General features: G+C 69.1%; 21 protein-coding genes. 11 read left to right on the top strand and 10 right to left on the bottom strand.

Annotated elements, in window-relative coordinates:
- Window positions 1-49 precede the first annotated feature (49 nt).
- On the top strand, window positions 50-1,372 hold the full coding sequence (locus QP939_RS19505) for a site-specific integrase (RefSeq protein WP_285458220.1): 1,323 nt from the start codon (window positions 50-52) through the stop codon (window positions 1,370-1,372).
- Between the two features lie 38 nt (window positions 1,373-1,410).
- Here QP939_RS19505 and QP939_RS19500 read toward each other — a convergent pair whose 3' ends face one another.
- From QP939_RS19500 to QP939_RS19475, 6 genes are all read right to left on the bottom strand, one after another.
- Window positions 1,411-2,970 carry an ATP-binding protein gene (locus QP939_RS19500; protein ID WP_285458219.1) on the bottom strand — a complete coding sequence of 520 codons (1,560 nt, stop codon included), beginning with the start codon at window positions 2,968-2,970 and terminating at the stop codon, window positions 1,411-1,413.
- Window positions 2,967-4,475: an SCO6880 family protein gene (locus QP939_RS19495; protein ID WP_285458218.1), complete on the bottom strand. Its 1,509-nt coding sequence runs from the start codon at window positions 4,473-4,475 to the stop codon at window positions 2,967-2,969. Before QP939_RS19495 ends, QP939_RS19500 begins: the two co-directional genes overlap by 4 nt.
- Window positions 4,472-5,872, bottom strand: a complete 1,401-nt coding sequence (locus tag QP939_RS19490; RefSeq protein ID WP_285458217.1) for an ICP22 family protein — start codon at window positions 5,870-5,872, stop codon at window positions 4,472-4,474. The genes QP939_RS19495 and QP939_RS19490 overlap by 4 nt, the downstream gene beginning before the upstream one ends.
- On the bottom strand, window positions 5,869-6,684 hold the full coding sequence (locus QP939_RS19485; RefSeq protein ID WP_285458216.1) for a hypothetical protein: 816 nt from the start codon (window positions 6,682-6,684) through the stop codon (window positions 5,869-5,871). Before QP939_RS19485 ends, QP939_RS19490 begins: the two co-directional genes overlap by 4 nt.
- Before the next feature lie 3 nt (window positions 6,685-6,687).
- Entirely contained in the window at window positions 6,688-6,978 is a 291-nt protein-coding gene (locus QP939_RS19480; protein ID WP_285458215.1) for a hypothetical protein, read from the bottom strand.
- Between the two features lie 89 nt (window positions 6,979-7,067).
- Window positions 7,068-7,946, bottom strand: a complete 879-nt coding sequence (locus QP939_RS19475; RefSeq protein ID WP_285458214.1) for a P-loop NTPase family protein — start codon at window positions 7,944-7,946, stop codon at window positions 7,068-7,070.
- Between the two features lie 389 nt (window positions 7,947-8,335).
- Between QP939_RS19475 and QP939_RS19470 the strand changes: the two genes are divergently transcribed.
- Window positions 8,336-8,875, top strand: a complete 540-nt coding sequence (locus tag QP939_RS19470) for a hypothetical protein (protein WP_285458213.1) — start codon at window positions 8,336-8,338, stop codon at window positions 8,873-8,875.
- A 30-nt stretch (window positions 8,876-8,905) separates the two neighbouring features.
- On the opposite strand, the gene QP939_RS19465 is transcribed toward QP939_RS19470, so the two are convergent.
- The gene (locus tag QP939_RS19465; protein WP_285458212.1) at window positions 8,906-10,108 is read right to left on the bottom strand and encodes a hypothetical protein; all 1,203 of its coding nucleotides are present in this window, start codon (window positions 10,106-10,108) and stop codon (window positions 8,906-8,908) included.
- Complete coding sequence (locus QP939_RS19460) at window positions 10,101-10,580, bottom strand: ImmA/IrrE family metallo-endopeptidase (RefSeq protein ID WP_285458211.1); 480 nt, start codon at window positions 10,578-10,580, stop codon at window positions 10,101-10,103. Before QP939_RS19460 ends, QP939_RS19465 begins: the two co-directional genes overlap by 8 nt.
- 297 nt (window positions 10,581-10,877) lie before the next feature.
- Here QP939_RS19460 and QP939_RS19455 point away from each other — a divergent pair, with 297 nt between their 5' ends.
- Entirely contained in the window at window positions 10,878-12,113 is a 1,236-nt protein-coding gene (locus QP939_RS19455; protein WP_285458210.1) for a cytochrome P450, read from the top strand.
- On the opposite strand, the gene QP939_RS19450 is transcribed toward QP939_RS19455, so the two are convergent.
- Window positions 12,032-14,431 (bottom strand): ATP-binding protein, encoded by a 2,400-nt coding sequence (locus QP939_RS19450; protein ID WP_285458209.1) that lies wholly within the window; start codon window positions 14,429-14,431, stop codon window positions 12,032-12,034. The genes QP939_RS19455 and QP939_RS19450 overlap by 82 nt on opposite strands.
- Window positions 14,432-15,222: 791 nt before the next feature.
- On the opposite strand from QP939_RS19450, the gene QP939_RS19445 reads away from it, so the two are divergent.
- From QP939_RS19445 to QP939_RS19420, 6 genes are all read left to right on the top strand, one after another.
- A complete protein-coding gene (locus tag QP939_RS19445) occupies window positions 15,223-17,139 on the top strand; it encodes a S53 family peptidase (RefSeq protein ID WP_285458208.1) in 1,917 nt (638 codons plus the stop codon).
- 82 nt (window positions 17,140-17,221) lie between these two features.
- Window positions 17,222-18,091: a L,D-transpeptidase family protein gene (locus QP939_RS19440; RefSeq protein ID WP_285458206.1), complete on the top strand. Its 870-nt coding sequence runs from the start codon at window positions 17,222-17,224 to the stop codon at window positions 18,089-18,091.
- Between the two features lie 35 nt (window positions 18,092-18,126).
- Entirely contained in the window at window positions 18,127-18,876 is a 750-nt protein-coding gene (locus QP939_RS19435; protein WP_285458205.1) for a hypothetical protein, read from the top strand.
- Window positions 18,877-19,024: 148 nt separating this feature from the next.
- A complete protein-coding gene (locus tag QP939_RS19430) occupies window positions 19,025-20,131 on the top strand; it encodes a hypothetical protein (RefSeq protein ID WP_285458203.1) in 1,107 nt (368 codons plus the stop codon).
- A 23-nt stretch (window positions 20,132-20,154) separates the two neighbouring features.
- Window positions 20,155-20,628 carry a cupin domain-containing protein gene (locus tag QP939_RS19425; RefSeq protein WP_285458202.1) on the top strand — a complete coding sequence of 158 codons (474 nt, stop codon included), beginning with the start codon at window positions 20,155-20,157 and terminating at the stop codon, window positions 20,626-20,628.
- Window positions 20,629-20,737: 109 nt separating this feature from the next.
- Window positions 20,738-20,926, top strand: coding sequence for a hypothetical protein (locus QP939_RS19420; RefSeq protein WP_285458201.1), 189 nt, complete (start codon window positions 20,738-20,740; stop codon window positions 20,924-20,926).
- 77 nt (window positions 20,927-21,003) lie between these two features.
- On the opposite strand, the gene QP939_RS19415 is transcribed toward QP939_RS19420, so the two are convergent.
- The gene (locus tag QP939_RS19415; protein ID WP_285458200.1) at window positions 21,004-21,639 is read right to left on the bottom strand and encodes a hypothetical protein; all 636 of its coding nucleotides are present in this window, start codon (window positions 21,637-21,639) and stop codon (window positions 21,004-21,006) included.
- 70 nt (window positions 21,640-21,709) lie between these two features.
- On the opposite strand from QP939_RS19415, the gene QP939_RS19410 reads away from it, so the two are divergent.
- Together QP939_RS19410 and QP939_RS52210 are read left to right on the top strand one after the other, a co-directional pair.
- Window positions 21,710-22,027 carry a 3-oxoacyl-[acyl-carrier-protein] synthase III C-terminal domain-containing protein gene (locus QP939_RS19410; protein WP_285458198.1) on the top strand — a complete coding sequence of 106 codons (318 nt, stop codon included), beginning with the start codon at window positions 21,710-21,712 and terminating at the stop codon, window positions 22,025-22,027.
- Between the two features lie 41 nt (window positions 22,028-22,068).
- Entirely contained in the window at window positions 22,069-23,964 is a 1,896-nt protein-coding gene (locus tag QP939_RS52210) for a hypothetical protein (RefSeq protein WP_434219656.1), read from the top strand.
- Window positions 23,965-24,115: the final 151 nt, after the last annotated feature.

Here is a 24,115-nt window from a genome sequence, read left to right as displayed (position 1 = left end):
TTGCTGGCACCAAGCGCTCACTGCTCGCCAACCCGACGAGCCGATCGAGTTGGCTGAAGCCAACCGCTTTGGTCAGCAACTGTTCCTGGCCAACATGCACTACGGTCCACGCGGCGCCGACCGCGAAATTCAGTCGCCGCGCCGATTCCGCGCCTCGGCGCCCTCGCGAGGGCTTCCCGAGCAATGGGAATTCGCCGTCGTGGACAGCGAACAGCTGACGCTGTTCTGGGCTCGGCCGGACCTGCGACGGGCACCGTCGTTGCCGGTGGCACCGGACCCGGTCATGTCCCGCTACTGCGACACGGTCTTGCACGAGCATGCAGCACGAAATGGATGGAGCAAGCGCCTGATCAACGTCGTCAGCCGCTCGCTGGACATGGTGCAGGCACAACAGCCAACACCCGGGGCCAAAATCAAGGCGAGCGAAGCCCGATCGCTGCTGACACAGGACGGCCTCACCGCCGACTCGACACTTGAAGTCCTGGCCGCAGCCGGTCTGCTCATCGACGACCGTGTTCCTGCCATCCGCACCTATTTCCTCGCGCAGACCGCTGATCTCCCCGATGCCATGCGCGCACAGTTGGAGATCTGGTACACGATCATGGCCGAGGGAACGGCTGTCCCTCCACGCCGCAAGCCACGCCACCCGCAGACCATCCGGATCCAGCTGCAAGCAATGGTCCCCCGGCTCCACGCCTGGGCTGACGACGGCCACAAGAACCTGACCGAGATCACGGCGGACCACATCCACGCGGCACTGACCGGCACCGGAGCTCAACGCAAGCTCGTCGGCCAGGCCATGCGGTCGCTGTTTCGTATCCTCAAGTCCCGCAAAGAGATCTTCACCAACCCCACGGCGTCGATATCGACAGAACGACCAGCCACCAGCACTCCGATGCCGATCGACACCGCGACCATCCAGGACGCACTCAACGCACCGCATCCGGCCCGGGCACTGGCTGTCGCGCTGGTGGCCTTCCACGGCCTCACCGCCCGGCAGATCACAAAGATCCTGATCACCGACGTACGCGATAGCCGCCTTACCCTCGACGGCCGGACCATTCCGCTGGCCGGGCCCGTCCAAGCCCGCCTGAGGGCCTACCTCGACTACCGAACGCAGCGATGGCCGAACACGGCCAACCCGCACCTGCTGATCAACCGCAAATCTGCTCCCCGCGTGACACCGGTCGATGCCCGATATCCTTGGCACAGATACCCACTGACTCCGAGACCTCTGCGCGAAGACCGAATCCTCCACGAGGTCCACGCCACGGGCGGCGACGTCCGCCGCATCTGCGACCTGTTCGGTCTCAGCATCAAAGGCGCCATGCGCTACCAAGCCGTCCTCGAACACCCCGACCTGACCGAGTAGCCCTTTTCGAGTTCCCGAACCCACGACACCGCACACCGTCATGACCGGCCCCCTACACTTGGGTTCCGGCCAACAGAACCGTCAGTTTTCCTGAACCCACGGGGGACCCGGACCAACTGGGAATTGGTGTCGAAGATCTGCCGCTCGATCCGGCTGAGCACGGTCTGTACTTTGAGCCCGGTCCGGTTTTCGATCTTCCAGAGCGCGCGGCCTTGCCGGTCGTTGGCCCAGCCCGTGGTGGCTTCGTGCTCCTTATCCGACAGGGCAAGAACATCAGCCAGTTCACTCGCCACGCGAGTCGACTGTCCAAGCAGGACACGAATCGAGCACAGGGCCAGCAGGTCGCGGGCGATGGCGACCTCTTGGGAGCCGGTGGCGCCGACGGAGAGGAAGTCACCGGGCTTGTGGCTGACCAGGATCTGGATCTTGCGTTCCGCGCGCGAGAGCCGCAGTTCGCTGTCCACCGCCTGGACCGCGCGCAAGCCGAGGCGCAGTTGCCGCCAGATCTCGTCCCGGACGACGATCCGCAGCTCTCCGTCCTCCTGCAGGTCCGTGGCCAGCGACGACCACGACCCCAAGCAGGTCAACGCGACGGCCACGGCCTGATCTCCGCGGGTACGCAGCCGGGACAGGTCAAGGCTCTGAATCGGGGCGTTCCAGTCGACGGCGAAGTTCGTGGGCGCGTCGAACAGTCCGGCCAGCGGGCCGGAGATCAGGTTGGCCAGGGCGTCGGTGATGGAGCGGAGGTGGTCGAGGAACTGACGGCGGCCGGCGAAGCGCAGTTCCTGCCACAGGCGCTCATCCGGTTCCGACAGCGCCCGGTGGACGTCGGGGATGGTGATGGGCTTGAGGTGGGTGTAGCCGTCGGCGGCGCCGAGCAGCTGCCGCAGTACCGCCGACAGCGCGGCTTCGTCGGTGACGGTGGGCCGGTAGCCCTGGGCTTCGGCGAGCGCGACCAGCAGCTGCACCCATCGACCGAGGACCCCGTCGAGTTCGTCGCGTTGCCGCTCGGTTGACCAGGTGTCCCAGCGGGTGGCGAGGGGGCCGAGGTCGAGGGCGTTGAGGCGGGCGCTGCTGCCGCGGCCGAGCATGATCGGCGTGACCCCCAGGGCGTGCAGCAGTGGGGTGTATTCGCCTTTGACGTCGCCGGAGATGAGGGTGCGGACGCCGGTGAGCATCATCCGTAGCAGGAACGCCACCACCGTGGAGGACTTGCCTCGACCAGGTTCGCCGAACAGAATCAGGTTCGGGTTGGTGCAGATCGAGCGGAGAACGAACTCGACCGGGTGCAGGTAGAACGCGCCGCCGGAGTGGACGTCGTAGCCCATCCGCGCGCCGACCGCCGGCAGTGGGCTCGCCGCCAGCAACGGGAACAGGCCACCGATCTCGTGGGTGCCGGCCTGATAGACCTGCAGCGGCGCTGCGACCGGCGACCACCCGTGCCCGGGTCGGGCGAACCCGTGTCGAGGCGCGGCCCGCTGGTTCACGCGGGGGCTACAGCCGTCCGGACGTCGGCGTTCCGTCGGTCGCGTGCTGACCGTAGGCCCGAACGTGGCAAGCAGTTCCGCGGCGGTCCGTTCGTCGGTGCGGCGGCTCACGACGCACCACCTCGCAGCCGCGGCAACCCGATCCCGACAGGCAGGACGGCGGCGACGAACCCGGCGTCCTGGGCCAGTTCCATCCGCAGGAGCTGGAAGCGGCCGGCGATGTCGTTCTCCAGTTTCGCCGCGTGGTCCTCGATATTCCACGTGTCCGGGATCGTGACCGCGGTGGCGACGGCGAAGCGGACGATGCCGTGCCCGGCCGCGACCGCGTGTTCCTGTGCGCGGGCCCCGCCAGCTTCGCGGGCTTCGGCGGCGCCGGAGTTGAAACCCTTGGAGGATTTCCAGTCCCGCATGACGCCGGTGCGGAACCGCAGCCGGCGCACGGCCTTGCGGGATCGGTGCAGGGAGAGGGTTTCGTAGTGGATGGCCAGGCTGCGGCGCTCGCCGGCGGTCTTGACCGCCAGCAGCCCACCCAGTGACCCGAACACCGTCCCGGCCTCTGGCATCAACACCGAGTAGGACACGGTCGCGAAACCATCGTGGTAGTACGCCCGCGCCGACGGCGCCGGAGCGTGCACCGGTCCGGCCGTCGCCCATCGGACGCCGACGTCGCCGCCGGCCTGGTGGCGGCGCGCCGCGAGCCCGGCGGCGCTGGCCGGGTTGAACCCGGTCCGGATCGCCACCGCCAGTTCCGGACCTGAGAGCCACTTCACGCCGGTGGCCCCGAGACTCTTGAGCTTGTCCTCGAGCCCGTCCAGCACCCGATACAACACGGCAGCCCGGCCGGCGACACCGCCACCGGCGGCGGCAGCGGGGCGGCGGAGGGCGTCTTCGGTTCCGGAGAGGGTGACGAACACTTCGTGCCGGACCGACACCGCCCCGACCAGCCGGTCCAGCTCCTCGCTGGCTTGCCGCGCGAGCGCGGGAGCGTCGGGGACGTCGTGCTCGGCTCGCCATGCCTGGTAGTCGGCGCCGTCGTCGGGGACGGTGCGTACCAGCAGCGTCATCCGGTCGATGACCTCGCGGTGCCCGATCGACAGCAGGAGGTTGCCGAGGCGGTTGGCCAGCCGCTCGCACTGGGCGTCCGACAGCATCCCGACCCCAGCGTGAGTCAGGCGAGCGGTGGCGCCCCACCGGCCGTCGCCGGTGTCGTGGATCAGGCACACCCGCCCCACATCCCTCAGCGGTGGCCCGTCCGGGAACCGCAGCCGCGCCAGCACCCCAGGCAGATCCGGCTCATCGAGATCGGTGGCCTGCCCGGCGACGGCGCGCGACTGCCACCGCGACCACCCCAGCGCGATGCCAGCGCGGTAGAGCAGCAGATGTCCCAGCCAGCGCAGCGCCGGGCGCCCGCGCACGGGGACGACTACCAGCGCTGCGGCCGTGCCGCAGAACCCACCGAGGGCGAGAGCCTGACCGAAGCGCCCGGCCGCCAGCGCGAGGATCACCGGCACGGCGAGTCCGACGCAGACGAACGCCTGCACGGGAGTCAAGCCGATGATCCAGCCCGCGCGCTCCTTTCGCGAAAGTCCTTTGTAGATCCGGGTGGCCGCGGTCACAGCAGCACCGCGGCTTCCTCGGCTTCGCCGGCCGCGGCGCCGCCGTCGTCCGGTCGCGGCCCGTTGTCGGGCTTCGGGGTCGGCGGGGTTGGCGGTCCGGTATCGCCGGGCGGGTCCGGAGGTGGTGACGGGCCGACATCGCCGTCGTCGTCGACGGCCCCCGTCACGCTCGTCGCGCCAGGACCGCCAGTCTCGGGGACGGACGGCTCTGCCGGATCAGTTTCTGAGTCTCCGTCACCGCCGCTGGACACGCCGACTTCCGTGCCACCGGAACCGGAAGCGGTGCCGGCCCCGTCCGCGTCGCCGGAGGTGTGCTCGTCACCGGTCGCGTCGAGCGGCCCGGCGGTCGTGTCGTCCTCGGCCGCGGCCTGGTCGAAGCGGTCGACGTTAGCCTGCTCCTGGCTATCGCCACCGTGTTCCCCGTCGCGGCTGTTTCCGTTGTCGCCCATCTCTTTGCGGGCTTTGTTGGAGAACGCGCCGGCCATGCGCCCGGCGATGCTGTTGGCGCCGTATGAGTCCAGCCCCGCGTCCGAGAGCTTGTCCCGGAATGCTCCCTGCGGGTCGGCGTCGGGGTCGACGAACGCGAAGAGTTTGAACAGCACCAGCGGCACACACAGCGCAAGGAACAGCACCCCGATGCCGGCCAGCAACCCGGACAAGCCCTGGGCGCCGCCGACGATCGCGACCGCCAGCACCAGCACGAACGCCAAGGCGGGCTTCATCACGATCGCGACCAGGCCCCAGCGGACCACTTTCCAGTACCACCGCGCGGTCACCTCCGCCACCAATCCCGCAGCGGCGATGGGGATCGTCGCGACCACGACATAGATCGCTGCCTCGCGGAACACCGCCTCGAACGCGAACCCCAGCCCGGCCGGGATCACCCCGAAGGCGCCGGCCAAGCCGAGCACGATGTTCTTGACCTCATCGGACAGGGCGTCGGTGAAGCCGGTCATGTTCAGCGCGTCGCGGAAGTTCCCCACCCGCAGCCCCGTGGACAGGATCGCCTCGGTCAGGCCGTCGGCAGCGGCGAGGAACGCCGCGACCAGCCCGACAGTCACCGCGAGGGCGATGCCGTACTGAATCGGTCCGGTGATCAGGCGGACGAAGCCGCGGCCACCGTGCAGAACAGTGGTGATGATCTGCCAGAAGAACATGCCCAGCGCGATGACCCCGGAGATCCAGAGCGTCATCGGCCATAGCACAGAGATCGGCCCGTCCGTGGTGGAGACGGTGAAGATCGAGAACTGGTCCACAAGTTCGAAGGCGGTCCGCAGGATGAACAAGGCCGAGGCCCAGGTGGCCTTCATGAGCGGCTCGAAGACGCCCGCCGCGGTTGCGGCGACCGCCTTGCCGGCGAGGCCGCCCAGCGAGTCGAGCAGATCCAGCGGGCTCACCGCGCACCGTCCCGGTTCAGCGGCCGGTAGCCGGCCGCGACCGATTCGGCGCTGCCCGGCCACGCGCAGGCGGCGTAGGCCGCGCGGGCGCCGGGAGCGATGCGCCAGGCGGCCCCGGTCCAGCGCAGGGCCTGGCAGTCGCCGATGCCCATGCTGGTGCTCTGGCCCTGGTAGTCGAAGCTGAGCTGCCCGAGCGTGCACACCACCGCGAACCGGCCACCGTCGGCGGTGCCCTTGATCAAGCCCTGGGACACGTCGTAGGTCACCGTCAGGCCGGGCGTGAGCTCGCCGGGACGGATGCCGGCTTCATTGCGGAATGACGTCAGCAGCGCGAGAGGCCCGCTCCCTTGCAGGGACGGGGCGTGCGGGAGCGCAGCTTCGCCGTACGCTCGCGCGTAGGTGGCCGGGTCGCCGCCGCGCAGCGCCGTCTCGTTGAAGTCGGTCAGCCAGCCGAGCGCGCCTTCCGCGGTCGCTGGGAACCCGTTGGAGATCACGCGGTTGGCGATCGGGGCCGGTCGCGGGACGGTGATCGGCGGGCCGGCCGTGGCCGTGGTGAGTTCGTGCGGCAGGGCTGCCTCGGGCGGCAGGGTCAGCATGGGGCGGGTGGCCAGCGCAGCGGCCTCGTCGACCGGCGCTGTGGGTGTCGGCGAGGGCGCAACGCCGGGCGGAGTCGCTGCCGTCGGGGACGACGGTGGTGCCGTTGCCTGCCGGGCAACCAGCACCACGGCGACCGCGACAACGAGCAGGACGACGACGATGATCAGGCGGCGCGTTCGCCGGCGAGCGTGCGGCGATTCCGTGGTAGTGAACATGGCTCAGCCGCCCGCGAAGCTGTTGATCAGCGACCAGCCGATGCCGTAGAGGATCGCGCCGGCGACGGCGCAGAGCATCATGACGACGCCGACTTTCCCGGCACGGTGGTGATCGACCCAGCGGCCACCGGCCCAGACGATCAACCCGACGAAGAAGCCGAAGACGAGGGCAACACCCGCGCCCCACTTGACGTTGTTGAGCAGCCCGAGGATCTTGTCGCCACCGACGGTGGGCTGCACCGGTGTCGGGTTGGGAATCTGGACGAGCCAGTCGATGACAATGTGCGCGGACATCGCGCCCTCCACATCGCACCGCCCGACGTCACGTCAGGCGGGTCAAGTGGGAGGGCGTTGAAGTTCTTTGATTGAGCGGCCGGCTGGTCTCAGCCGGTGTCGTGGTCGGCGACGCGGCCGTTGCTGTCGCGAGCGTGACGTGGCCATCGAGCGCGTCGGCGGCGTGTCCGCTGCGGCAGCACGCGCCAGGAGCACAGGAGTTGGTCGGCCGGTGTCCGCAGTGACGACGGTGTCACGTCGGCGGTGATGCCGTGCGCGGCGACCTCATGATTGTGGGGAAAGAACACCGCTTCGGGTAGCAGAACGCTGGTGCGGCGCCCCGCAGTGCCCGCGACGCCCTTCGGCCAACGACGAGCTCCGACGACGAGCAGCTGCGTGGGTGGGGTCACTGTGCCCGCGCGCACCCACGGCGCCAAGCGGGCCAGGACTTGTTCGGCGTGGGCGAGTGCGGGCACGGTGGGCCGCACCACTAGCGCCGGAATCGGTGACGGGCTGCCGACCCGCAGCCACTGCCCTGGCCCGAGCGTGGGATCGGAGGCCAGCCGCCACGGGTCGTGTCCGATGTCGACCACAGTCACGTCCACACCCCGGCCGCCACCGGGGTGCCAGTACGGCGGTGGCGGGAACAGCACCGCCTCAGCGGCGAGATCGGCCACGTCCAAGCGCGCCAGGACTGCCCGGGCCCGCCGGGAGAACCGGATACCTGCTGCGGGGCCGGGCCCGTCCCGGCGCGGCCCATCGGCCCGCGCAGCACGTCCCAGTCCGGATCGGACCGGATCGCCGGCGTCGACGAGCAGGACCGAGCGGCCCGCCAGCTGGAGCGCATCGGCGATCGCGACGGCGGTACTCGTAGCGCCGGTCCCGGGAGAAGCCGCCAGAATCGGTACGACCCGACCGAACGGCGACCAGTCGACCAGCTCGGCCTTCTCCTCTGCGGGTGTGGCCTGCTGCCGCTCGCTCTCCGGCACGTCCACACGGGAGCGAACGTCCGCAGGTAGGTTCTCCGATGTGACCATGACGGGCCTCCCCTCAGCGGTGGTGGTGCGCCGGTGAAGGGTGCGGCGGTCACAGCGGGACCGTGCTCCAACCCCCTGGTCGGGGTGGCGTAGGTTGCTTTCTCTCGGCAAACCGAAGACACTGGCAACGAGTGTGGCTCTTTGCTTCGATGGTAGACGCAACTCGCTAGGTGTCAAATACCGGCATTACCGCGAAGCAAACGCCAGGTGATGACGGCAATGGTGGGGGCGTTGTGGGACGACGATACGAAGATGAACCAGTATTCGATAGCTGGGAAAGAACTGCGCCCGAGTACCTGACCTCACCGATACCGCGCCGCTCCTACGCCGCGCAGCAGCAGTTGACCCTCGAACTGCTCAACCTGGACACCTTCGCCGAGCGGTTGACGTACCTGTTCGATCACGAGTCGACCTACTACGTGCTTGACGGCGAACCCGTGACCGATCCCGACGAGATTGCCCGCCTGGCTGCCGACGAGGCCCCCGGGTTCCGGAGTTTCGTCGCCCCGGCGACGCTGGTGGCACGGTGGGTTCAGGCTCGTAGCGGGGAGACCTTGACCAAACAGGCCCTCCACAACTTCAAGGGCGGGGTCCGGGCGAACACGCGCCCGCAGATCAACGATGCCTTGGCCGAGTTCTGGCGAATCCATCACAAGTTGCTCTACCCCAACGTTCCGGCTGCGGCCTTCGAGCTGCCGCGTGACGAGACCGACCGCAGAGCCCACGAGCTGATGACCGAATTCGGCGGCCTCGACGTCAACGCCCGGACCATCGCCAGCTACCTCGACGGTGCCCACGAGGCCGACAAGCAGCAGTTGCTGAAGGTGCTGGAACGGATCGCCCGGACCGCCCGCGGCACCGGCCACGGGCGGCCGAGCTGACGGGTTCCGGCGACTTGTTGTCACGCTCTGCTACCGGCGGGGCGGCTTCGGTCCCAGTTTCTTCGCCAAGCGCCGTACTCGACGATCGCTCAGCGCTGCTCCGGTAGCTGCCAGCCACCTGGCTCGCTTGTCGTCGTCGACGGGCAGCCGCTCGGTCTCGGGCCACCACGCCTCGGTGTCATCGGCGTCGTCGGTGTTGCCCTCGGCGGGCACCGCCGTCGGCTGCGATAGCCGCGCGACGATGACGGCGATAGCAATCTCGATCTCGACGGCGGTCGCTATCGGCTCGATATCCATCTCGTAGAGCAGTACAAGGTCCCACAGGCCGTTGCGTATCGCGGACCGCGTCGAGGAATCGATCAGCTGATCCACGATGAGCAGCGCATCCTCGATCTCGACCATCTGCTGGATCGAGGTCAACGGCGGCCGGCGGCGCTGGACGAGCAGAATCCGCACGCGCCGCCACAGTTGCTCGATGGCGGCCTCTTGGCGTTGTGTGCGGCGCTGGTCGCGTCGGTCGAACATTCTGCGGGTTGCGGCGGCGAACACCGAGCCGGCGATGAACAGCACCAGCCCGACGCCGTCGGTGAACACCGCGAAGTGGGTGCCGCGAGGCGGATGGTGCGGGTCGAACAGCAGGCGCAGGACGACGCCGAGCCGCCAGGACAGCCCGACCAGCGACACCGCCACCCCCAGCTGAGCCAAGGTGACTCCGCCATTAACCCCGGCCACCTCACCCACCGCGACCACGGTCAACCCCAGCAGCAGCGCCGCGAGCCAACCGACCATGTAGGTCAGGTAGATCGTGCTGTAGAGCTGCGAGGGCCACGTGGGGTTCTGGGGCGCCCCGAAGAAGGACGTGTGCGCCCCTGCCAGCACGTAGAGGGTGACCATCGCCGCGGCGCAGGTGAGGAAGATCGCCGTGACCGCGGGCATGGGGAGGCGCAACTGCCCGAGGGTGTGCAGGAACCCGGCGGTGAAGACCATCGCCAGCATGGCCAGCGCGTTGTGGACCACGATCGCCACGTTGTGCAGGCCGGTCAGCTGATCGGCCCAGTCCAGCGTCATCGGGTCCCCGGCCGCCAGCGACAAGGCCATACAGGCGATGCCGGCGGTCAGGAAGTGGCGGCTGAGGGTGTAGCCGAACCCTCGGTTGACCAGCGCTTTCCGGGCCGATTCGGTCACGCCGGCAGCTGCGGCGCCGTACCACAGGAGGGCGACCGCGTCAGGCATCGGCGCACAGGTGCCGGCGGGATCCGAACGCCGCCCGCAGCGCCTTCCGGCCGGGCGGGAGCCGGTCGCGGTGGCGTGCCATCCCGGCCCGGATGTGGGCGCGCAACCGGTAGGCGAATTGTTCGGCTTCGATCTCCCAACGGTCGTCTGGACAGGAGCGGCGGCCGCAGACGTAGTCGCCGGGGTGACCGAGCACCAAGTGCCCGATCTCGTGGTAGGTGATGTGGGCGACGTGCGCCGGTACGGCGGCGGCCGCGATTCCGAGCCAGCATTGCGTCCGCGCGCGCACCAGTAGCCCGCTGGTCCCGCCTCTCCCGGTCGGCATTCGGCCTAGAACGACGGCTATTCCTCGTTGTTCTCCGAAGGCGTCGATGAAGGCATGCACATCGAATGGGTATCGGATCGGCAGCGTGGCGATGATGCTGTCGCAGTGCCGGATGAACTCGTGATCTTCGTATTCTGTCGTCTCCACTGTCGCCCCTGGATGTTGGTTGGATCCAGCCGGTCCCCACCGGCCCCCTTGGTCACGCTCAGCACTGATGACCTTTATCGGAGCAGGTCAGAGCGTTGCCGCCATCCTGACGGACGCGGTACACCTCAGACGCCCGGAGACGCCCGCTGGATCCCGCAGTGTTCGTTTGCGGGGGTCATGCGGGGGTGTTTGCGGTCGTTGCGGGGTGGATGCGGGCCCGCATATTTCCCCGCGCGGGCCACATTCTTGCCAGGCGGAGGGTTGATTGCGCCGTCTCCGGCCGAGTAGTCAGAAGTCATGGTGCTGAATTCGGGGGACGCGCCGACGCGCGAGACTGACAACGATCCGGCGACATTGGCACGGGGGTTCAACCATCTCGATCCCGCGGTCGCCGAAACGGCGTACGAGACGTTGGGGGCGATCCGTCGGAGGTGTCCGGTCGCGCGCAGCGGTGAGCTGGATGGGTTCGTCTTGGTCACCGGCTACGACGAGATCCGCGAGGCCGCGCAGGCCCCAGAACGGTTCAGCGCCTACGTCGACGGGCTGGGCGCGGCGGCGGTGGTCACCGAGATGCGGGAGGCCGTGGCGCCGATGTTCGAGACCGACGACGAGCATCATCACCAGTGGCGGCGCGCGCTCATGGACTTCTTCACCCCGGCGGCCGCGGCGGCCCAGGAGCAGTACGTCCGGGCGATCTGCCGGGAAACGCTGCAGGAGCTGATCCCCCGCGGTGCGGCGGACCTGGTCAGTGGCTACACCCAGCAGGTGCCGCCGTTGGTGATCGGGCGGGTGCTCGGGCTCTCGGAGCTGGAGCGGGCGTGGCTCTCGGAGCACGTGCGCGCTCTCTACGGCACCGAGACCCTGAGCGAGGCTCAGCAGATCGGACGGGTGTACGCGGATTTCCTGCTCGGACAGATCCGCGAACGCCGCGCCTACCCCGGCGATGACCTGCTCTCGCGCATGGTCACCGCCGAGGTCGACGGGCGCATCAACGGCGAGGACGAGCTGGTCAAGATGACGATGCTGATGGTCGCAGCCGGGCATCTGACCACCGCCGACGCCTGCGCCACCGCGATCCTGCAGCTCCTGGAAGACCCCGCGCTGCGCGAGCGCGTGACAGGTAATGCGGGGCAAGTCGAGGCGTTCGTCGAGGAACTGGTCCGCTACGAGCCGGCCGTCGCGGCCACCGGCCGTACCGCCACCGTCGACACCCAGCTCGGCGGGATGCCGCTCTCCCCCGGGGACCGGCTGCTGCTGGCATGGGGCAGCGCCAACCGCGACGAACGCCGCTTCGACGACGGCGAGGTCTTCCGCCTCGACCGCGAGCGCAGCCGGACACCGCACCTGGGGTGGGGCGCAGGCGAGCACCGCTGCCTCGGCCGCCACCTGGCTCGGGTCGAGCTGCGGGTCATGCTCGAGGAGCTGCTGCGCGCGCTCCCCGATTTCTGCCTTCAGCCGGACGCCACCGTGCGGCGCACGTTCGGGATCATCCGCGGGGTGGCGGCGCTTCCGGTGCGCTGGAGCCGTCGCTGAGCGCCGAGGTGTGCCGATACCACTCGGCGAAGCTCCGTGCGGCCGCACAGGTTCAGGCGCCGGTAGATCTTCGTCAGTTCACCCTCGACCGTCCGCGCCGACACATGCAGGGCAGCGCCGATCTCGATATTCGACATCTCCTCGCTGACCATCCGCGCGATCTCCCACTGGCGCCGAGTCAGTCGCGGCGACACAGGGTCTGCCTCGCCCAGAGCGAACGCCACGATCTGCTCGTCACGCCATCGGCTCCCGGTCAGGCGGGCGGCTTCGAACGCCTCCTCGCCGATGCCGTCGATGATCGCGTCGATCGCGATGTCCCGGTGATGGCGCCACCCGGGCAGGCCGTTGAACCGGACGCCGTGGCGGGCCTGGAGGCTGTCCGAGCCGCCGTACAGGCGGGCACCGCCGACAAGATCGCCGGCCAGCACGCGTTTGCGGGCTTCCTCTTCCACCCCCCACGCGGGCCCCCACAGGTCGCCGAGTTTCACCTGCGCGCGCAGCGCGTTGCGGGCGCTCGCCTGCGGCTGTGACCCTTCGGGCAGGCCGCGGGTCCATTCCGCCCAGGTGATCGCCCATTCCGCACCACGAGCGTAGGCCTCGTCCAAGCACCACTGCGACATGCGATCGGCCTCCTCGACCGGGCCGTGCAGACCCGCGGTAAACGCGTGGAAGAGCGCCGCCATGTAGGCCGAGCCATCGGCGCCGGCCGCGCGGAAACCCTCCCGGGCCGCCTCCAGCTTCGCGTAGCCGCTGCGCAGGCCCATCGCCAGCGCGTCATAGGTGCCGTCGATGAACAGCACCGCCGGGGCGTTCTCCATGCCAATGCGCCGGGCGAGGTCAAGGCATTCGTCGCGATGGGCTTTGCCGCGCTCGCGGGCGCCGATCGCGATCCAGATCCAGCCGACCATCGCCAGCGCCGAGACCCGCACCGGCGACGGCTCCGCGGGGCCGGCCCGCAGAAGGTCGTCGACCTGGCGACACACGGGGATCTCGGTGGCGAAGAAGTACGGCGCCCGGGTACGCAGCAGGTCGACCATGATCGTCAAACCGCGCTCCACCTCGCCGCGTTCGGCACACCACGTCACCACCCCGGTGATGTTGCCGGACTCGGCGTTGACCCCGGTCAGCCAACACATCTCATCGCGGCCGAACCACCCGTCAGCCGCGTCGCGCACCAGCTGCGCGACCCATGCACAGAGGCGTTCCTCGATCGCGTCCTGGTCACCGAACTGTGTCAGGCGTCGCCGGCCGTACTCGCGGAGGTAGTTGTGCTGACGGTAGCGACCGTCTGCCGACGCGCCTTCAATGATCGAGTGCCGGACCAGGTAGTCCAGCGTCGTCAGGATCACCGCGCGGTCGACGGCGGCGTCCGCGCAGACCTGCTCGGCCGCCTCGAGGGTGAAGCCGCCGGTGAACACCGTCAGCCTCGCCCACACCCGCCGCTGCACCTCGGTGCACAGCTTCCAGGATTCACCGATCGCCGCGTCCAGAGCCAGATGATGAGCTTGGACTCCACGGGTTCCCGGGGCATATCTCAAGGCCGATCCGCCTTCCAGGCGTTCGAACACCACGCGGGGCGATCGTCCGGTGCTCAGCTGGGCGGCGACGAGTTCCAGGATGAGCGGAATGCCGTCGGACCAGCGGACCAGGCGGACGATGACCGACCAGTCGTCGTCTGCGGTCAGCGGCCATCCGGCGAGCGCAGCGCGGTCCTGTAGCAGCTTCACCGCGTCGCACTCTTCGGCCTCGACGCGGCCGGCGTCCTCCTTTGGGACGCGGAGGGGATTGAGGTGCACGATGCGGGCGCCGTGGATCTCCAGCCAGGCACGGCTGGTCACGATGATCTGCAGGTGCGGCGCCCGGTTGATCAGCAGGTCCACAAGTTCCTGGACGGGCTTGAGCAGCTGTTCGCAGTTGTCCAGCACAAGCAAGACACTGCGGTCGCACAAGAAACCGATCAGCACGTCCAGCGGCCGGGCGTCGGGCTGGTGATTCGCGACGTGTAAATCTGCGAGCAGCAAGTTGCAGATTCGCTCTACTGTCGCTTCGTCGCCGGCTTCACCGCTTATTTCCTCAAGGCGGAGGAAGGCGGCCGCGTCGTAGGCGTCGCGTCGCTGCTCAAAAGCCTCACCGGCCAGCCGAGTCTTTCCTACTCCGCCACTGCCCGTCACCACCACTACCGGGTCGCCTTCGTCGATATAGCCCTCGACCTCAGTCACCTTGTGTGATTGACCGATGAGTGTCGTCGAATAGGCCGCACCCGGTATACCGGCACTCGGCAGCGGCCTACGCGCCATGACGCCGATGCGTTGCACCATCAATGACACTGTTGCACCCTGCCGTGGCCTGCGACTCCGACATTGCCCCTCCTCGCCCCGTTCCCGCTCGTCGCGGGCATCGATCGATGCCTTCGACGACCCCTCCACTGGCAAGCGCCGCGTCACCCGAGGTGTGCGGCGCTCCGCGTCATGTTTCGTACCACGAGTAACACCGCAGCCCTCAAGCATTAACCAATGCAACACTCGATCGGGTTAATCGTCAACAACCGGGTAGCGTCAGTGCAACTACTCTCGGTAGTCGGACAGGCTTTCGGTCGATCGGCCGAAAATGGCCTTGCATACGGCTTACGGAGAGCACTTAACGCAATACCTATCGCAACCTTGCGCAGTAACAGCTACTCGGCGCACTCAAGGACGCTTTATCAACGGGCCACACACGTTGACTTTTGCCAAGATCGAGTTATTGTTCGTCTCAGCAAGGCGGATCGTGTTCCACGCCGGGGGAGGCGCGGTGCATGCGCGGTCGGCCTACCCACGTTGGGACTTACTCGTGCTCAGACCACTGGCAACACTATACGCCGGGACGGCTCGCGGACCGCCGTTGTCGCGTCCCGCCTTCGGCCATCTCCGCACTTCGTTCGCACCGGTCGCGCAGCGACCTCCACGATGACCAGGTCCTCTGTGGGCCAGTTCCACACCAGCCGAAGTCTCCGCTCAGCCCCTCTTCGCGTATCGCTGGCTGCGGCACGAGGCACACCCTCCAGCACGTCCATCACTTGACGGGCATTCACGCTGGATGGCTTTTCCCTTTCTTTTAAGGAGAAACCTCGATGCACAGCCGTCTTTGGCATGCCGTCGCCGCGACCGCGGCCCTACTCGCCTCCACCGCGGCCACCGCCGTCGCGGCACCCAGCACCCCCGCCGGCGACACCGGTGACCGCGCGCCCATCGCCGGCAGCACCCCGGCCTGGGCCACCCCGAACACCGAAGTCGCCCGCACCAACGGAAACACCGTGCGGCACGTCCAGGTCGCCCTCGCGTTGCGCGACCAGCCCGGCGCCGAACACCTCGCCGCGCAGCTGGCCACACCCGGCACCGCTGGACACGGGAAGTTCCTGTCCTCACAGGAGTTCCTCGACCGATTCGCCCCGACTCAGGACACCGTCGAGCAGGTGTCGCAGTGGCTGGGCACCCAGGGCTTGCACGTGACCGGGGTCAGCGCCAACCGGCACTTCGTCGACGCCGAAGCCCCGACCTCAGCGCTGGAGTCGGCGTTCGGTACGAGGATCGCCGCATTCCGGACCCGGATCGACGGCGCCACCCGGACCCTTACCGCCCCGACGTCGCCGGTCACCGTGCCGGCCTCGCTGCGCGCGTCGATCACCGCGGTGCTCGGGCTTGACGACAGCGCCGCTCTGCTCAAGCCCCAGCACACCCGCCCGGCCGCGGCGGCGGAGCAGCACTGCGCGCGGTGGTGGGGCGAGCAGAACAACACCGACGTCCCGCAGAAGTACCCCGCCGGATCCCAGTCCAACTCCCTCTGCGGCTACACCGGTACCCAGGTCCGCGCGATGTACAAGCTGAGCAACGGAAACACCGGGGCTGGCACGACGATCGGTGTCGTCGGCGCCTACAACTCCGACACCGTCGTGGCCGACACCAACCAGGCCGCCGCCCAGCTCGGCGTCCCGCCGCTCGCGGCCGGGCAGTACAGCGCGGTCCTGCCGCAGGGCGGGTTCACCGACGCCACCGAGTGTGGCGCCGAGGGCTGGGCCGCCGAGCAGACCCTGGACGTGCAGGCCTCGCACACCATCGCTCCAGCCGCGAAGATCCGCTACTACGCCGGGAAAACCTGCAAGGGCACCGGGATCTACGACGCGTTCAACCAGGCCGTCACCGACAACGCCGTCGACGTGATCAGCAACAGCTACGGCAACGCCGACGGCGAAGCGTCCTTGCCGCAGGCGGCGCGGCACCAGTTCAACAGCATGGCGCTGCAGGCGGCGATCCAGGGCCAGACCATCACCGTGTCCACCGGCGACGCCGGCAACAACTCCGGCCCCGTCGGCCACCCGACCGCCAGCTTCCCCTCCTCCAGCCCGTGGGTCGTGGCCGTCGGTGGCACCAGCGTCGGCCTAGACCAGAACAACCAGCCCAGGGTGCTGACCGGGTGGGAGAACAGCGGCAACACCCAATCCGGCAGCAGCTGGGCTCCGCAGAAGGATGCGGACGGGCCATTCGCCTCCGGTACCGGCGGTGGCAGCTCCGCGCTCTACGACGCGCCGGACTGGCAGGCCGGCGTCGTCTCGGGCAGTGGCGGAAAGCGGGCGGTGCCCGACATCGCGGCGCTGGCCGACTCCTACACCGGGATGCTGGTCGGGCAGACCATCAAGGGCCAGTTCGGCATCGGCTCCTACGGCGGCACCTCGCTCGCCTCGCCGCTGATCGCCGGGCTCGTCGTCGACGCCCAGCAGGCCCGCTCTGGCACCGGCCGCGCCGGACTGCTCACCCCGGTCCTCTACAGCCTGCGCGGATCCAGCGCGATCGCGGACGTCACGCCGCAGAAGGCGGGAGTGTGGACGCCGATGATGCACGCCTTCGGCGGCGTCGCCGTCCCCGGCGGACAGGGCAGCTACCTAATCGACTTCGACGCCCGCCCGCAGAACCTGCAGAGCGGCCCCGGCTGGGACAACGTCACCGGTCTCGGCACCCCCACCGACGGCTTCATCTCCGCGCTTTCCCAGTAACCACAACCTCTTCTCGCGGTGAGCCCGCTCAAGCGCGGGCGGGCCCACCGCGGCCTCCACCGACCCTTGGGAAGGACTGTTCATGTCCGAGACGCCACAGCCGGCACCGAACAGGTGGCGGGTGCTCGCGCTCTGGATGACCGGGATCGCGATGGTCGGCACCGCAGGCGCACTGCTCGCACCATCGCAGCCCGCGCCCGACCGCGCTCGCGGCGCCGAGCCGGTCGAGCTGGGAGTCGAACTGCACGCCCCGATGGTGGCCGCCCGAGCGATCCCGAGTCTCGCGGGGCTGCCCGAGGCCAGCACCTTCAGCACCATCCCGGCCGCTCCGCACGACGCGACTGCCGACGAGGTCCCGGACGGGCAGCTCGTGCACCCGACCACCCCGGTGCCGGTGTATGACCAGCCCGGCGGCGCAGCCATCGCCGTCCTGCCGACCACACAGCTGGGATCCGACACATGGGTGCCGGTCATCGCCAAGGAACCGGGCTGGGTGCAGGTGCTGCTGCCCTCGCGCCCCAACGGCTCCACCGGCTGGCTGTCCACACAGGACAACACGCTGACGGTCCGGTCGACGACCGACCGGATCGTGATCGATCGGGCGACGTTCCGGCTCACGCTCTACCGCGACCACCAGCAGATCGGCACCTGGAGCGTCGGCGTCGGCACCGCGGCGGCACCGACCCCGGCAGGGCGGACGTTCGTCCTGGCCTCGATGATCGACGCGAAGCAGAAGTTCAGCCCGGTGATTTTCCCGCTCGGAATCCACTCGGTGACCTTCTCGACCTACGGCGGCGGGCCTGGCACCACCGGCATCCACGGCTGGCCTACCACCGACGTGTTCGGCCGGCCGTCCAGCGACGGATGCATCCGCGTCCCCGCCGACGCCCTTGCCACCTTAACCAATCCCATCGACCCGGTGCCCATCGGCACCCCGGTCCTCATCCGCTAATCCCATCGCGCCAACACTTTCTGGAGAGATCAGCCATGAATACCACTCGTACTGCCCTCATCGCCGCCGGAGCGGGCGCACTGCTCATCGGCACCTTCACCACCCTCGTCTCCAGCTGCACCCCGGCAACCGCCGCACCACCCGCCCTCGCCGCCGCGGCGACGACGTCGACAGCGACCGGGATCTCCGTCTCCGGCGGCGAACACCTCTCCGCCCGGCCGAGCGTGTCCAGCAGCGGCGCGACCAAGACCGCCGGCGGCTCGGTGTCTACCCCGAGCGGCGCAGTCGTGGCCAGCGGCATCAGCCTGCAGGCCGGCGCCGGATTCGCCGAAGCCCGCGTCGCGTCGGTGCGGGTCGGCGGGACCACGGTCGGACCGTTTACCGCGACCTGCCGCAACGGCGCGATCACCACCAGCGCGCCCAAGGGCGGCAGCGGCAACCTCAAGGTTTCACCCGGCGGGCACGGCACCGCCGGCGTCATCACCGTCTCCACCGGCACCGCTCCCACCCGCACCAGCGGCTCTGGCGGACCGACCTCGGCAAAGCCGGCCGCGGGCACGGCGATCACGGTGACCGTGGCGACGGTCAGCTGCGGCGCCGGAACCCCGCCGCCGACCCGCACCCCGCCCACCGGCACCCGCCCGGCCCCCACGCACAAGCCCGGCGCCCCCGGGACGTCCCGGCCAGGCACGCCAGGTGACCGGCACCAGCAGGGCGACAACCCGGGTGACCGGACCGCGCCCAAGCCGCAACCAAAGCCCGGCCACGTCGCCGTCACCGGCTGATCACCCCCAGGCCGCGCGGGCCCGCGCCCCACCTCAATCCCTCCAACGCGGGCCCGCGCACCCCTCCTCCCGTTTCCACGTCCCCGCCGGGCGCTCCTCCCCACGCCCACACAACACCCCATCGACTCACCTATCAGGGGAGATTTCCATGTCCACGCTCGTCTTCAGCCACGCCAGCCACGACTACCTCGATACCGCGTCCGACGAGGACATCCGCGCCGTGCACTTCGTCGGCTCGCTGCCCGCCGTCCTGACCGGCGACCACCGCGCCACGATGCAGTGGTTCCTCGACCACAGCACCGACACGTCGTTGACCGGGTTGCCGTGCGATCCGGACCCGCGGTGGATCATCGACTGGCTCGACGGCCTCGCGACCATCGATGCTCTCGAACCCGTCCGCACCGGTGCCTCCGCCGACTACGACGACATGCCGACATATCGACTCAAGCGCGACCGCTGGCTGGAATCCGAGGACCTGTCCCTCGGCCGCGCCGCCCACACCGACGCCGTCATGGCCGCCCGCGCCCAGCTGCACGACGACCGCGACTTCCCGCCGCATCAGGTGTCGGTGCCGAACCCGTACGACCTGGCGCTGTTCACCTTCGGCAGCCCGACCGCCGCAGTCACGCACCTGCCGGTGTTTCGCCAGGCCGTGCTCGATGACGTCCACACCATCCACCGCCAGCATGGCAACCAGGTCGTCTACCAGCTTGAGACCCCCGCGGTGCTCGCGACGCTGGACCGTACCCCGCGGCCACTCTGGCCGGCGGCAGTGCGTGTGCTGGCCAAGCAAGTCGCCCGCGTCTTCGCCGACGGCCCCCGCGAGGCGACGTGGCGGATCCACCTCTGCCACGGCGACCTCGGCCACCAGCCCCTGTTCGAGCTCACCGACCTCGTGCCCGCGGTGCAGTTCCTCAACGCCCTGCACCAACAGCTGCGACGGCTGCGGATCCCGATGCCCGCCGCGCACATCCCGATGTGCACCGGCACCGACGCACCCCCGACGGACCCGCGGTTCTACCGAGCGCTGCGGCACCTGCGCCGCGACATCAACGTCATCGCCGGCCTCGTCGACGAAACCCACCCCAAAGACTCCCGCACCGCGCTCGGACTGGTGGAGACCGAGCTGGACCGGCCCGTGCTCGCGGTCGCCGCTGCCTGCGGCCACGGCCGCCGCCTGGTCCCGGACGCCGTCGCCAACGCCGCGCTGGCTTGCGAACTCGCGCACCACACCACCGACACCCCGGCCCGCTGAACCCACGGAGAGGAACTGCCGAGATGGACTCCACGACCACGCCGATACCGTCCGCAGCCGGCCAGCTGGCGGACGAAGGCGAGACGCTCACTCCGATCCTGCGTACCGGGATCGTACCCACCCGCGCGCTGTCAGGTGGCCGGATGCACCTGCCCGGCGCCACCACCCTCGCGCCGCAACGTCACGACACCACCGAAACGGCGATCGCGATCATCAGCGGCCACGTCGCCGTCCTCTCCGGCAACGCCATGCAGCCCTTCCACCCCCAGGCCGGTGACATGATCTACATCCCCGCGACCTTGCCGTATGCGGTGGTCAACCTCAGCAACAACGCCTCCGTCCTCGCGCTGGTCTTCCGCACCGACCCCGGCTTCGACACCGACGTCCACCGCATGCCCGAGCTCGACCACGCTGTCCGCGACCAGATCCCCGACTTGCGCCGCGCCCACCACAAGGCGCTGTTGACCCGGCGCAGCGGCCGCGCCCGCCGAACCTGAATTCCTCTCGCACCTTTCGTTCAGCACCACGCCACTCGCCGACCATGCCTGTTCGGCGCCTCCCCGTCACCTGGCGTGCCACACCAGCCGGCTCGATCAGGAAGACATCATGCAAATCTGGATCAACGACACCGCCCGCGACCTACTCGACCACCCGGCGCCCGGCGGGCCGCTCACGCTCGACGAAATCGCCGCCTGCGCCGGCATCACGACCCGTCAGCTGTGGGCCTACTACAACTCGGTCGAGGCCATCGTCGCCGACATTCCCGCACGCCCGAGCCATGTAGGGCGGTGCTGACGATGCGCTGGAAGAACCTCCACCTGCGCGGCATCGGCGCCGCACTCGGCGAGATCGTCGCCGTCGGCGACCTCGAGTCAGCCCAAACCTTGTGCGGCGCCACCAGCCAGCGCGCCGTGTCGATCGCGCGCGACAGCACCGGCATGGATCTGGCTGTCCGCGCCGGACGCAACGCCCTCGCCAGCATGTCCATGACCACCACCGGTCCACTCCCGGTGCCCGACCTGCACTTCCACGCCGCGATCTGGCGCGGCAGCCGCGGCATCGACTTCTGGTCCCGCGCCGCCTACGTCCGCTCCCGCCTCGGCTTGGCCGCCGGCCGCGGGATCGCCAGCGAGCTCAACGCCATGAGCAACAGCCTCGTCGGCGGCATCGACATCTCCGCCCGCGTCCTCGCCGGCAGCCCCGACCTCGACACCGTCCTGCTCACCGGCGGCGAAACCTTCGGCCCACCCGCCTTCGACCACCTCACCGCCGACCACGGCATCGCCTACGGCGACGGCGGCTCCGCCCTCATCCTCGGCCGCCACCCCGGCCTCGCCCGCATCCTCGCCACCAGCTCCTACACCGACCCCACCCTCGAACAACTCCACCGCGGCAACCACCGCTTCGCCCCCGCTGGCACCACCGAGCTCGGCATCGAGCGGATCCGCGAACGCAAACGCCAGTACACCGACCTCGTCGGCGCCGCCTCGGTCACCCGCCGCAACCACGACGGCATCCGCGCCGTCATCGACGAAGCGCTCAACGACGCCGAGCTTCGACCTCCACCAGCTGCGCTGGGTGCTCCTGCCGCACTACGGACGACACCTGCTCGACAGCCACTGCCTCCAACCGCTCGGCATCACCGACGACCTCACCCTCTGCCACGCCGGCGACCAATGGGGCCACATCGGACCCAACGACCAGATCGTCGGCCTCGCCCACCTACTCACGCGTGGCGCGGTGGTCCCCGGAGAGCACGTCGCGTTGCTCGGCATCGGTATTGGCATGACCTGGACCGCCGCGATCCTTCACATCGACGCGGTGCCGCTAAGCCTGGGTGTTCTCGCCCCGCCCTTGCGCTGGCCTTGGCGGGCGCCGGCCGACGCGGAGGGTTGACCAGCGCCTGGCCCGTCTCGCCAAGCTCCCGAGGACTTCCCATGCCAGACAACTACCTGCCGTCGCGCCTCGACCAGGCACTCTTCGGCGCGCCGTTCATCGTCATCGACGCCAACAACCACGCGCACACGATTACCCACGCGCTCGACGACGCCGCCGGCATCCTCAACACCGACGGCGCGGCCCGAGCCATCGTCGGCACGCTGCGCCAGCCCCTCCTCGCCATCGACATCGACCCCGGAGACACCGGCGTCGATGCCGACGCGGGCGAAGTTGTCGCTGAACAAGTGCTCCTCTGGGCCGACCGCTACGGCTTGCCCACGCTTCGCCGCGCCTCCGGCCGCCCCGGGCACACGCACCTCGTCATCAAAACGCCGCCAGACCTGCGCGAGGAACTGCAGTCCGTCGTCCGCGCGGTCGCCACCCGGCAAGACGTTTCCGCCACCGTCCGCTCAACCCTGCGACTCACCTCCTCGCCGCATCGACTCGAGCTGCCCAGCCCGATCCTGAGCTGCACGTTGACGACGAGCGACGTACCGGAACTCGTCACGTCCAGAGCCCCGCGGACTCCACGACCCGCGCGTCGACGCAGCGCCTCAAGGGACAGCAGGTCCGAGGGCGAGTACGGACACGCGCTCGCTCTGGCCCGCGCCGGCCACACCACCGGACACGCGTGGGCCTTCGCCGACCTCGCCGGCACCAAGGCGCGCGAGATCGGGCGGCAAGCCTGGCGACGCTGGTTCTGGGCACCTGCCACCACCATCGCCGCCGCCGAACAGGGCCTCACCGGGCAGCAGGCATGGGATCTTTTCCGCCAGGCGTCCCCGACGCAAGCCGCCTACCTCGGAAGGGACGCCTGGCACCACAACCGCTGGCTACCCGCAGTCCGCGAGGCCGCCGAAAGCAGGCCGCGACGACGACGCCTCGGATCACCGCAGACCGGCGACCACCAGAACGAACCGTCACCACGTCAATTACGACACGTCCGCGCCGTGCTGCAAGCGGCGGTGAACAGGCAGCTGGCGAGCGGAGCCACCACGGCGGTGCGCACCGGGACGATTGCCGGCGTACGGATCAGTAGCTTGCGCGCAGTTCTCGATGCGTTCGCGCACGCCGTCCTCGCGACACGTGGCTCCATCTCGATTCGCCACTGGGCCGAGCGCGCCGGTCTCGACCCGAAGACCGTCCGCCGAGCACGAGACGCCGCACTCAAATTGGGAATCCTTAACCGGGTACACCACTACACCGGAGGAGAAACGGATTGTGACGCGTTCGTCATGAGCGAAGACGCAGCTGTCGCTCATGACAGAGAATTAACTTCCCCCACTCTGTACACCCCCACCCACGGACAGGCTGACGCCCTCAGGCTGCGAACCCAGCATCAGCGCGACAGGAACCAATTCGCGCTTAACCGCAACCTGAGGGCTACGGCCGCTAGAATCGGCTGCCAGCGCCTCAAAGAAGAGCCTTCACTTGCCGGCAGCATCGACGCCGCTCATCACCGACAGTGTGAACTCACTGGCATCGACCGCCCTCATCTCCGAGACTGCAACTTCTTCCATCGCGTCGATTGCCTTAGCGGGTATCGAGATACGACCTCGCGTTCGAATCGCCGGGAAAGCCCCTTCATCGATAGCGCGGTAGATGGTCATGGCAGAAACGCCCAGCAGCGTTGCCGTCTGGCCAACAGTCAGGAAACGCGGCGCGCTCGCAGTGGATTCGGACATCACAAACCTCCGGTGCTTCATGCCAAGGGGGAGGCTGGTGACGACGGCCCAGGTGACCGCCTGACATCGACACCACTAACTTCAGCATCCGCCAGAAACATCAACTCGTCAACTGGGCCGGCGACCGCGGCGACATCGACACGTCTCGCTCGCCCGACAGGTCACGAGGAAATCCTCCGCAGAAGTCACGGACAATCGGGGCGGGCTTAATGCTCGGCGCGAGCCGCAACATGACGTTCTCTTGAGTAGGTGCCCGAGGGTGGCCGGTGCACACCACACTCCGGGCGGGGCGTTTCTTGCTAGGCGCCGAGACCCTGCAAGGTAGCTCTCGACAGCCCTGAGTTTCCGCAGCTGACGTCGC

The organism is Amycolatopsis nalaikhensis (genome assembly GCF_030264295.1).
In the GTDB taxonomy this organism is placed as follows: domain Bacteria; phylum Actinomycetota; class Actinomycetes; order Mycobacteriales; family Pseudonocardiaceae; genus Amycolatopsis; species Amycolatopsis nalaikhensis.
This window is presented reverse-complemented; position numbering and strand designations above follow the sequence as displayed.

Coding starts and splice junctions, on each gene's coding strand:
- QP939_RS19425 (WP_285458202.1), top strand. CDS start 20,155: ATGGACTCCACGACCACGCCGATACCGTCCGCAGCCGGCCAGCTGGCG.
- QP939_RS19440 (WP_285458206.1), top strand. CDS start 17,222: ATGTCCGAGACGCCACAGCCGGCACCGAACAGGTGGCGGGTGCTCGCG.
- QP939_RS19450 (WP_285458209.1), bottom strand. CDS start 14,431: ATGGTGCAACGCATCGGCGTCATGGCGCGTAGGCCGCTGCCGAGTGCC.
- QP939_RS19485 (WP_285458216.1), bottom strand. CDS start 6,684: ATGTTCACTACCACGGAATCGCCGCACGCTCGCCGGCGAACGCGCCGC.
- QP939_RS19455 (WP_285458210.1), top strand. CDS start 10,878: ATGGTGCTGAATTCGGGGGACGCGCCGACGCGCGAGACTGACAACGAT.
- QP939_RS19430 (WP_285458203.1), top strand. CDS start 19,025: ATGTCCACGCTCGTCTTCAGCCACGCCAGCCACGACTACCTCGATACC.
- QP939_RS19480 (WP_285458215.1), bottom strand. CDS start 6,978: ATGTCCGCGCACATTGTCATCGACTGGCTCGTCCAGATTCCCAACCCG.
- QP939_RS19435 (WP_285458205.1), top strand. CDS start 18,127: ATGAATACCACTCGTACTGCCCTCATCGCCGCCGGAGCGGGCGCACTG.
- QP939_RS52210 (WP_434219656.1), top strand. CDS start 22,069: ATGCCAGACAACTACCTGCCGTCGCGCCTCGACCAGGCACTCTTCGGC.
- QP939_RS19420 (WP_285458201.1), top strand. CDS start 20,738: ATGCAAATCTGGATCAACGACACCGCCCGCGACCTACTCGACCACCCG.
- QP939_RS19465 (WP_285458212.1), bottom strand. CDS start 10,108: ATGCCTGACGCGGTCGCCCTCCTGTGGTACGGCGCCGCAGCTGCCGGC.
- QP939_RS19445 (WP_285458208.1), top strand. CDS start 15,223: ATGCACAGCCGTCTTTGGCATGCCGTCGCCGCGACCGCGGCCCTACTC.